Source organism: Bacteroidales bacterium, from assembly GCA_013314715.1.
Classification (GTDB): Bacteria; Bacteroidota; Bacteroidia; order Bacteroidales; family GWA2-32-17; genus Ch61.
Map to the genome: position 1 here is coordinate 1 of JABUFC010000071.1, position 9,171 is coordinate 9,171.

General features: G+C 32.6%; 10 protein-coding genes. 7 read left to right on the forward strand and 3 right to left on the reverse strand.

The genetic code is table 11. From position 1 onward, the window contains the following. The 7 genes from HPY79_11805 to HPY79_11835 form a co-directional block, all read left to right on the forward strand. The coding region (locus HPY79_11805) for a Na/Pi cotransporter family protein (protein NSW46489.1) at positions 1–759 on the forward strand (759 nt) is incomplete at its 5' end. 142 nt (positions 760–901) lie between these two features. Beyond that, positions 902–3,847 carry a hypothetical protein gene (locus tag HPY79_11810; GenBank protein ID NSW46490.1) on the forward strand — a complete coding sequence of 982 codons (2,946 nt, stop codon included), beginning with the start codon at positions 902–904 and terminating at the stop codon, positions 3,845–3,847. Positions 3,848–3,869: 22 nt separating this feature from the next. Next, complete coding sequence (locus HPY79_11815; protein NSW46491.1) at positions 3,870–4,889, forward strand: response regulator; 1,020 nt, start codon at positions 3,870–3,872, stop codon at positions 4,887–4,889. Positions 4,890–4,963: 74 nt separating this feature from the next. After that, entirely contained in the window at positions 4,964–5,827 is an 864-nt protein-coding gene (locus HPY79_11820) for a hypothetical protein (protein NSW46492.1), read from the forward strand. A gap of 24 nt (positions 5,828–5,851) precedes the next feature. After that, entirely contained in the window at positions 5,852–6,601 is a 750-nt protein-coding gene (locus HPY79_11825) for a fibrobacter succinogenes major paralogous domain-containing protein (protein NSW46493.1), read from the forward strand. A 98-nt stretch (positions 6,602–6,699) separates the two neighbouring features. Beyond that, positions 6,700–7,191 carry a hypothetical protein gene (locus HPY79_11830; protein NSW46494.1) on the forward strand — a complete coding sequence of 164 codons (492 nt, stop codon included), beginning with the start codon at positions 6,700–6,702 and terminating at the stop codon, positions 7,189–7,191. A gap of 31 nt (positions 7,192–7,222) precedes the next feature. After that, entirely contained in the window at positions 7,223–7,891 is a 669-nt protein-coding gene (locus tag HPY79_11835) for a hypothetical protein (protein ID NSW46495.1), read from the forward strand. A 53-nt stretch (positions 7,892–7,944) separates the two neighbouring features. Here the strand turns inward: HPY79_11835 and HPY79_11840 are convergent, their stop codons facing one another. The 3 genes from HPY79_11840 to HPY79_11850 form a co-directional block, all read right to left on the reverse strand. Then, the gene (locus HPY79_11840) at positions 7,945–8,346 is read right to left on the reverse strand and encodes a T9SS type A sorting domain-containing protein (GenBank protein ID NSW46496.1); all 402 of its coding nucleotides are present in this window, start codon (positions 8,344–8,346) and stop codon (positions 7,945–7,947) included. Between the two features lie 359 nt (positions 8,347–8,705). Next, positions 8,706–8,990 carry a transposase gene (locus tag HPY79_11845; GenBank protein ID NSW46497.1) on the reverse strand — a complete coding sequence of 95 codons (285 nt, stop codon included), beginning with the start codon at positions 8,988–8,990 and terminating at the stop codon, positions 8,706–8,708. 15 nt (positions 8,991–9,005) lie between these two features. Further along, positions 9,006–9,171: IS5/IS1182 family transposase (locus HPY79_11850; GenBank protein ID NSW46498.1), on the reverse strand; the 166-nt coding region annotated here is incomplete at its 5' end.

A 9,171-nucleotide genomic window follows, 5' to 3' on the forward strand; every position in this document is an offset into this window, starting at 1 on the left:
ATTATTCTTACCTTAGCCATTAGCCCTTTTTTATCATTGGCATATAAACAATTGAAAAAGTTTGTTCATAGCGATGGGTCTGAAATTTTACTTATGCAAACTAAATACATTAACGAACAGTCGCTTAAAACGCCATCTATTGCTCTATTGCTTGCCAAAAAAGAAACGATGCATATGGCCAATATTGTAAAAGGAATGGTACAAAAATTATTGCCTTTATTTTTAAACAAAGATAAAAAGCTATTGCAAGAATTAGAAAAAGAAGAGCAGGCAGTTAATATGCTTCGCGATCAAATAACCGATTTTTTACTACATTTAAGCAAACAAAACGTAACCGAAGATTTGATAAAAGATTCGTTTAAGCTCTTAGCTATTGTAAAAGAATTGGAAGAAATAGGCGACATTGTCGATACTAATTTGTTACCCAAAGCTCGCTATTGGATAGAAAATAATTACGATTTTAGCGAACAAGGCAAACAAGAGTTGCAAGAATATCATTCACGCTGTTTTAAATTGATTTCGATGGTGGTTGATGTTATGGCTAAATATGATGAGTATAAAGCAACAAAAATTAAAAAGAAAGAAAAAGAAAATATAAAACTCGCCTACAATTTAGAAAAAAGTCATTTTACACGTTTAATCGAACATATTGATAAAACCGTTCAGAGTAGCAAAACCCACATCGAACTTCTAGGACTAATGCAAGCTATCAATCGTCATTCGACTCAAATTGTAAGAATTTTATACAATGAGGTATAAAAGTTTGCCTTTTACCTCCTCTTATTGTATTTTTGCTCAATAAACCAGTAACAGTTTGAAAAATCTAATTTTACCTTTCTTTATCTCTTTATTTCTTATCTTTTCAACTATTATTCTTATAGGGCAAAGAGACATTACTTTAATGAGGATAAGTGTCCCTGAAGGACTTTCGCAAAGCACAGTAACCAGTTTATATTTTGACGAAGACAGTTGTCTTTGGATTGGAACCTGCAGCGGGTTAAATCAATGGCTTGATAAAGATATTGTTAATGCTAATAATTTAAATGCAGAATTTCAGGGAATTACGATTAGAAGTATTTGCAATATTGACAAAAAAAATTTGATAATTGGAACTGAAGATGGTTTCTTTTTAAAAAACTTAAATAATAACTATTTCAAAAAGTATTATATCTCGGCTGATAAAATAAAGGATAAAATGGTAAAAGCTTATAAAGCTGGTCAAAATCTATATTTTTTTGTTCGCGATGGATATGTCATCATATATAACATGATTACCCATCAACTAAAGGTTGTAAGAGCCAATATTGTTGAAGGAAAAGAAACGATTGCTGTTTACGATTCTGGTATTTTTTGGCTTGAAAGTAAACCATACCGGCTTTGTACATACGACAAAAAAAAAGAAAATATCAAATCCATACAGCTACCTTTTGAGTTTAACGATCAAGCTTTATATTCCATCCAGGTATTAAAAAATAAAATTCTTGTTAGTGGAAACAAGGGTTTTGCCGAAATAAATACATCTTCAAATACGATTGAATATTTTCCTGTTGAAAAATTAAATATTTCTGAGTTAAAGAGCACTAATCATTTGATATTTGCATCCTATTCGCCTCTAAATGAATACTGGCTTGGGATAAGAGGAATTGGTGTTATTTGTTTGGATAGAAATCACAATGTTATTAGAAAATATATTCAATCCTATCAAACAAATAATGATGAAAATATTAATTTTAAATTTCCTATATGTTGTGTTTTCGATAATTCGGGCAATGTCTTTATCGGAACTGACGGCAACGGTCTTATCAAGATAAATATTGGAATAAGAAAATTTAATCACATTTTACCATCTGAAATTTGCAGTAATCAAGTCAAAGATAATTTTATTCGAGCTCTTTACAAGAATGCAAATGGTCAATATTATTTTAGTACGTTAAATTCAGGATTAATTATTTACAATCCTAAAAAACTGAAATGTAAAGAAATAAGTAAATATAATAAAGAACAGATAAGCAATATTTCTTTTATTGCTCCGGCAGACAATGATTTATTGCTCGTTAGTACAAACATTGGTTTATTGCAATTTTCCGTTTCGGGGAATGCATTTATCAAACAACTAAGCAGCAATACTATTTACTTTTCCAATATTTGTAAGCTTAACGATAAATTTATTTTAGGCTCGGAAGATGGGTTGTTTTTACTTCAACAAAATCAAATAACAAAGTTAAATGCTGATATGCTGAATCAGATATCATTATTATTCAGCCTTGATGAGAATAGCTTTATTGCTGCAGAAAAAGGTGATAAAATGTATGTCGTGAGCTTGCTTAATCTTTCTAAAAAACTACCTATTGAATTACCAGACAGTATTATTCCATACAGACCAATTTATAATAGTATAGTAAAAATTAGAAACGAATACTATGTAGGTAGTTCTTTTGGCTTATTAAGGTTTTCGAGCAAATTCAAATTCTTGAAAAGATACTCGCAATATAATGGTCTGCCTGATGTGAATATTTATACCATGCTTTCTGATAAATCCCAAAAAATTTGGATAAGCACCAATAAAGGAATAAGTTTATTTGATCCTGAAACAGAAAGCTTTAGAAACTTTACAGAAAGTGATGGTCTTCAATCACTTGAATTTAACACCCATTCAGCCTTCTTTGCCGATGACGGTGAAATGCTTTTCGGTGGAATTAACGGATTTAATACATTCTTCCCGGATAAAATTATTTATAATAAAGTAGTTCCAAAAATAAAACTATGCGAAATGGAACTCAATGATAAAAAATTAAATCCAAACAATTTGAATGCAAATGACCTGCTTTCCTTTTCTTACAATCAAAATAATTTCACTTTCAAAATCGCGGCTATGGAATATACACAACCTTCAAAAAATGAAATAAAAGTTATTTTGAAAGGTATTGAAACAAAATGGAACTATCTAAAAAATAAGAATTCAATTCATTATCCCTGGCTGCCTTCCGGCAAATATGAGTTATATGCTTGCGCATCAAACAATGACGGATATTGGTCAAATCCTGTTCTTTTGCTTAAATTTACTATAAATCCTCCATATTGGAAAAGTATTTGGTTTTATTTTCTAATTATATTATTGTTTTTAGTAATTATGTCCATTATCTATTACTTTATATACATTTATAATTTAAAGAAAAAGATTCGGGAACTTAAACAATTACAAGCTATTGAAAGAGTAAGAATTAACATTTCCCGTGAGATTCACGATGATATTGGAGCGGGATTAACACAGATTGCAATCCTCTCAGAACAATTAAATAATGACGCACTACAATATTCTGAAAAAACACAAATTCAGGTTCGTACTAAAAAGCTAGAAAACATTACAAGAGAACTTCTTCAAAGTATGAGCGAAATTGTGTGGGTTATGAATCCGATAAATGATACACTCGAAAATCTACTAATATATTTAAGAAAGACACTTAATAGGCTTATCGAAGATACTTCTTTTGATATTAAAATTATTTTTCCGGATCAATACCCAGATATTATTGTTGACTCGGGTGTGAGAAGAAAAATACTGCTTATTCTCAAAGAAGCTGTTAATAATTCAATTAAGCATTCTTATGGTGATTTAATTTTACTGAAGTTTTTATTGTCAGATCAGTCTTTTTGCATTGATATTTCTGACAACGGCAAAGGATTTCAGGGGAAAATAAATCCTATTGGGAATGGGCTTAGAAATATGCGGCAACATGCAGATGAAATAGGATGCAAAATTGATTATTGTTCCGATAGTAGTGGTTTTAAAATTACCATAAAAGGTAATATCGAAATTTTTACTACTAAAGTAGTAAAGAACAAATAAAAACAAGAGTTTACTTTAACCAATGCAAAAAAAAATTGTAATAGTAGAAGATAACGATGAAATCCGATTCAGATTTATTGATATATTTTCAAAAACTGATGATATTGAATGTATAGGCGTTTATTCAAATGCCGAAGACTTTATTTCCGAATTCAGCCTTCTAAAGCCTGATATTGTTTTTATGGATATTCAGCTTCCAGGGATTAGCGGTATTGATTGCATTCGGCAACTAAAAAGTTATCATAACGAGACGCACTTTATCATTTTCACCATTTTCGAAAACAGTGAAAATATTTTTAACGCAATAAAGGCCGGTGCAACGGGATATTTACTTAAAAGCACTCCCGCTGATAAGCTTATTTCTTCTGTTTATGAAATATTACGGGGTGAATCACCCATGTCTGGCTCCATTGCCATGAAGGTAATAAAAGCTTTCCAGACACCCGAATCCTCAGATTTTGATTCATTGTCGCAAAGAGAACAAACCATTTTGCAATATCTCACCAAAGGGTACCGATACAAAGATATAGCCGAAGTATTATTTATAAGTACCGAAACGGTCAGAACCCATATAAGAAACATATACGAAAAACTACAGGTAAATTCGCGTTATGAATTATTTAATAAAACAGGAATTTCGCATATATCTGAAAACGCAAAATATATCAGTTCAAACGTTAAACCTGAAGATGAAGAAGCCTGCTATTATAAACTTCAGAATGTTTTTGAAGTGGAAAAATTGTTTCTTAAAGAGAAGCTTTCTATAAGTGAGCTAGCTGAAATAGTAAACTACCCTGTCTATATTGTGTCACAAACAATAAACAAAAAGTTTAAAATGGGCTTTTTCGATATTGTCAATCATTACAGGGTTCTGCATGCTATTCAATTATTAAAAGACCTGCAGAATAATATTTCTATCGAAGGAATTGGTTATCAATGCGGATTTACATCAAGAACAGCATTTTACAAAGCTTTTAAAAAAGAAACCGGAAGTTCTCCCGGCGAATATTTTGCATTTTCACAAAACCAAAAGCAGTTTTAAATTAGTTTGTCAACTTTTATAAAGCTTTACACCAAAGTTATATTTTAATATGACCTTTGCCAAAAAGAAGGTCAATGAATAAAATTTTGTTTTTTGTACTTTTAATAAGCAGTTTACCAACCTTTAGTACAAACACACAGGAAGACATCTTAAACCATGATTCTGCATCAATCATGTTAACTCCTCTTTCAGCATCTCATATCCGGTGGAAAGACTGGGATTATAAAGGTTATATCGGCATTACTCCTGTTTATTTAAACACACACAGCTTCAGTCTAGGTTTTGGTGCGGAAGGCGAATTTGCCCTACCTAAAATGCTATCATTCAGGGCTAATTTCTCACGAAACTACTTTGAGCTTGATAAAAGCGGCAAAAAGCCATATATGTTAGACCTGGGGATCAGTTTTCACCCTATTGAATGGATAGGTAATGCAAGCTATTCCGAATCAAAAGTCAACGGCGCTTACCAGATATCATATGACGGAGGCCAGACATGGCATGACAGGGATGCAACTATTGAGCATACCAGCAGCTCAGACGAAAGCATTAAACGAATCTGTTTCAGAGCAGGCATTATGAATTACAGATATAATTTTACAGAAGAAACAAAGTACCATGGCGATGTTATCAGGTATGTTAAATCATCAGCTTTATATGTCGGACTTTCATATTATAAGGTAGGGCTTGGAAAAAGTCAGAGAAGAAGCATCATGGCTGATTTCTTTATTCAAAAAGGAGTAGATGTTCCAACGAACCCGCTAATATCTGACACCTGTACCATGCAAAAAGGTGTCAGAGTATGCTATGTAAGAGCAGGCGATACAGGTGGAGGAACGTACGAATTCGGGTTTCTGCCCGGATTAAATTCCAAAAGCTATATCTATTTTAAAATATCACTGACTATTAATGCAGTGTTTACTAAAGGTTTCAAATGGTAATATGTATAACTAAAAATTTAATTTATGAGAACAACTATTCATTATTTTTTTGCTTTTTTAGCATTAAGCATTTTAGCATTATCAGGATGCAAAAAAGATGACGACACAAACAACAACAATTCGAACACTCAGCCGACAACAACTATCGGCTCATCAAGACAAGGGGGAGGAGTTACTGATATTGAGGGAAATACATACAGAACGGTCATTATCACTGTTTCGAACAGCAAAAGCACACAGGCAAATGAACAGGAGTGGATGGCAGAGAACTTAAAATCGACCAAGTATGCCAACGGAAATTCCATTAATCCGCAGGAAATGGCTGTTTGCAACAATGATTCAACAACCGTAAACGGATTAGGATATTTATATACCTGGAATGCTCTTATGAACAATACTACCGTTGAAGGTTCACAAGGAGCTTGTCCCGATGGCTGGCATCTCCCAACCATTAACGAATATAACACTTTGATTAACGCATTAGGTGGGGCTTCTGTAGCCGGGAAAAAAATGAAGTCAACTGATACAACTTATTGGGATAATATAAGTTTAGCCGATAATTCAAGTGGATTTAGTGCTTTAGGCTCAGGCTGGATAATGAGCGGAATGGTTTTCTTTTACAAACAGGCAACCATGTTCTGGACTTCAACAGAAGAATCAGCTGGAAGTGAAAGTGCAAAACTGATCCAGTTAAACAGCAATAATCAGGGTGCTATCAATATGTATGGAGGAGGTAAAGACGTAAAACAATCTTGCAGATGCGTTAAAAATTAAAGAAAATTATGTATAAGTATATTCTAATATTCATTTGCCTGTTACTCTCTTTAAGTAAATTGTTTTCACAGGCACCAGAAATATGTTATTTTTCTCAAATGGGTTTTAGTACCGGGTATGCATTTGGTAAAGAGAAAAGTGCTCCGTCAATTGGAATAGTTCATGGAATTGTAAATACTAAATATATGTTTTATGATGGTTCAGCAGTTAAAATTGCTTTTTATAATGAAGGAAGTCAAACCAGTAAAATTATTGCTCTTGAATTAATGATTTTGGATATAGGTTTTGGCTATGGTACCAAAAATTTCTTTATAGGTTTATCACCTTTTTCAATAAACTTAACTCAAAGTCCTTGTTTTGGTATGGCTGTATTAAGCCGATTCAGGATGTTTGAAAAAGTAACTACAGAAGTTAAGTTTATGCCAAAATTATATGGTAAACCAGAAGACTATGGAGTTTTTAATAATAATTTTCATGCAGGAGTTCATTATTGGTTTTCCGAAAAGTTTTCATTAGGACTACGATATTCCCGATATAATTATCATAGAAGTTTTAGTGTTATGGCTTCATGGAATTTTTTAGAAATTTGATAATAAAAATGATTTACACAATGTTTTTATAATGAAAATTATAGTTATTTTCATCTTATTACTTCTTTTCTTTTTCTATTCTTATGCGCAAATGTCGTTTTATGAGGCAGAATTAGGAAAGGTTGCATCAAAACAGATAAGTCAGAAATTTTGGGATTTGGTTATCAGAACTACTATGCAAATTTCTGTTATCGATAATTGGATAAGGGATAAAGAGGATAAGAAATTTCATTTTGGCGATATGCTTGGAATAAGAGGTGGTTTCGGAGTCGGAAGTTGGCAACAAATGCAACTTGAGGGAATGAAAAAGTATAATGAACTTATTGAGCTTGGATTTTCAGCAGGGGGCTTTGCCGGGTATAAAAACGATTCATGGGGAGTTTTTTACAAATATCAGAGAGAATGGTTTACCTCATACCATATGAGAAGTCCGTCAACGTATAATTTTATTTGCGATGTAAATACTATTTCCGTTATTATTAATAACGCATATTATCTAGAATATGCAACAGGAAAGCCGGTTATTAAGTCTTCGTTATCAGATTCTGACGAATTTTCGCGATACACATTTAAATATTTTACAAACGATGATACAGACAACTATACAAAGGAATATATCGGTTTCAAGATAGAACGGATTGAAAAAAATAATAATCAGGATTTTAATACATATAGTTTTGTCGGTGGTTTTTCGTTTTAATAATTCAAGCTATGCAAACAAAAAAGGCTGCTCTTTCGGGTAGCCTTTTTTACTTATTTTACCACAGAAAATCTTTGTATCGCCACTTTTTTGCCATTCTTAACTAATGAGGCAATGTAAATACCTTTGGAGTATTTATCCAACGAAACTACCCTTTCGCTGTAGCCTTTGGCTACTGAGATGGTTTCAACATGTTTGCCAAGAATATTGGTTATTTCTACTTCGCAGGGATTTTCTGATTCCGAGTTAACACATAAGGTAAACTGTTGCGATGCAGGGTTGGGAATAATTTTTATCCACGAATAGCTTTCGATATTTATTTCTGATGAGTTGTTTTGGAAAGATTTTGTCTGTTCTTCAGAGGGTTCCTGGAACATAGGACAGTTTGCCCTTTCAATTTCAATCCGGCTTGGCGGTATAAGACCTTGTGCAATACGTTTTTCCAATTGTAGCATACATAGCCATGCATCAGCTTGTTCCTTATGTATAACTCGGTATTCATATCAACACTGCACATTCTTCTGAACGAATAAAAAGCCGGGACATCGTTAAAGGGTTCTAGTATGGTATCGGATGTAAAGGTAGTATTAATATTCAGGGTATCCTGCGAATATATATTTACAGAACGAGACCTTTGCAAAATTATTTCAACTTTTCGATATATTTGCTTAAAATTGAATTTTTTAAGGGAATTATTCAAATTACATGACGATTTTATTCAAAAAAACACATTTTTTAAAGCGTAAGAACCTTGTTTTTTTTCTTTTAGCCCTTATTTTAGGCTTTATTTCGCACATGGGCACACTTCGCCCATCTAAATAAGTGATACGGCACGTTTCAAATTATACGCTATGGCCTGCAATACATGCTGAGCACGAACTTTAGCCAAGCCTTTATAACGAGCAACCATACCATTAAACCAACGTTTTATACTACCAAAAGTCCGTTCTACTACATAACGATAACGACTTATTATTTTATTAAATACTTGCTGCCAATGAGTTAAAGAACGATTGCGATATGATTTAAACAATTCATCGTTTTGGGGAATTTTATACCCTTTGTCGCCTAATATTTCTTTTTTTTCGCGATGAAGAATATCTTCGTTCCTATCTTAGGCTATTTCGTAAATTGTTTTGCCTTCGGGAGCATACGGACTTATGGTTACGCTTGCATCTACAATGGTTTTTCCTTTTTTTACTTTTGCACCGTGATGTTCTAATTGTTTATTGATTTTTCGAAGTAAACGATCGTAGGCTTTTTTACGAACTAATTCACTA

Coding starts and splice junctions, on each gene's coding strand:
- HPY79_11810 (NSW46490.1), top strand. CDS start 902: ATGAGGATAAGTGTCCCTGAAGGACTTTCGCAAAGCACAGTAACCAGT.
- HPY79_11815 (NSW46491.1), top strand. CDS start 3,870: ATGCAAAAAAAAATTGTAATAGTAGAAGATAACGATGAAATCCGATTC.
- HPY79_11820 (NSW46492.1), top strand. CDS start 4,964: ATGAATAAAATTTTGTTTTTTGTACTTTTAATAAGCAGTTTACCAACC.
- HPY79_11825 (NSW46493.1), top strand. CDS start 5,852: ATGAGAACAACTATTCATTATTTTTTTGCTTTTTTAGCATTAAGCATT.
- HPY79_11830 (NSW46494.1), top strand. CDS start 6,700: ATGGGTTTTAGTACCGGGTATGCATTTGGTAAAGAGAAAAGTGCTCCG.
- HPY79_11835 (NSW46495.1), top strand. CDS start 7,223: ATGAAAATTATAGTTATTTTCATCTTATTACTTCTTTTCTTTTTCTAT.
- HPY79_11840 (NSW46496.1), bottom strand. CDS start 8,346: ATGCTACAATTGGAAAAACGTATTGCACAAGGTCTTATACCGCCAAGC.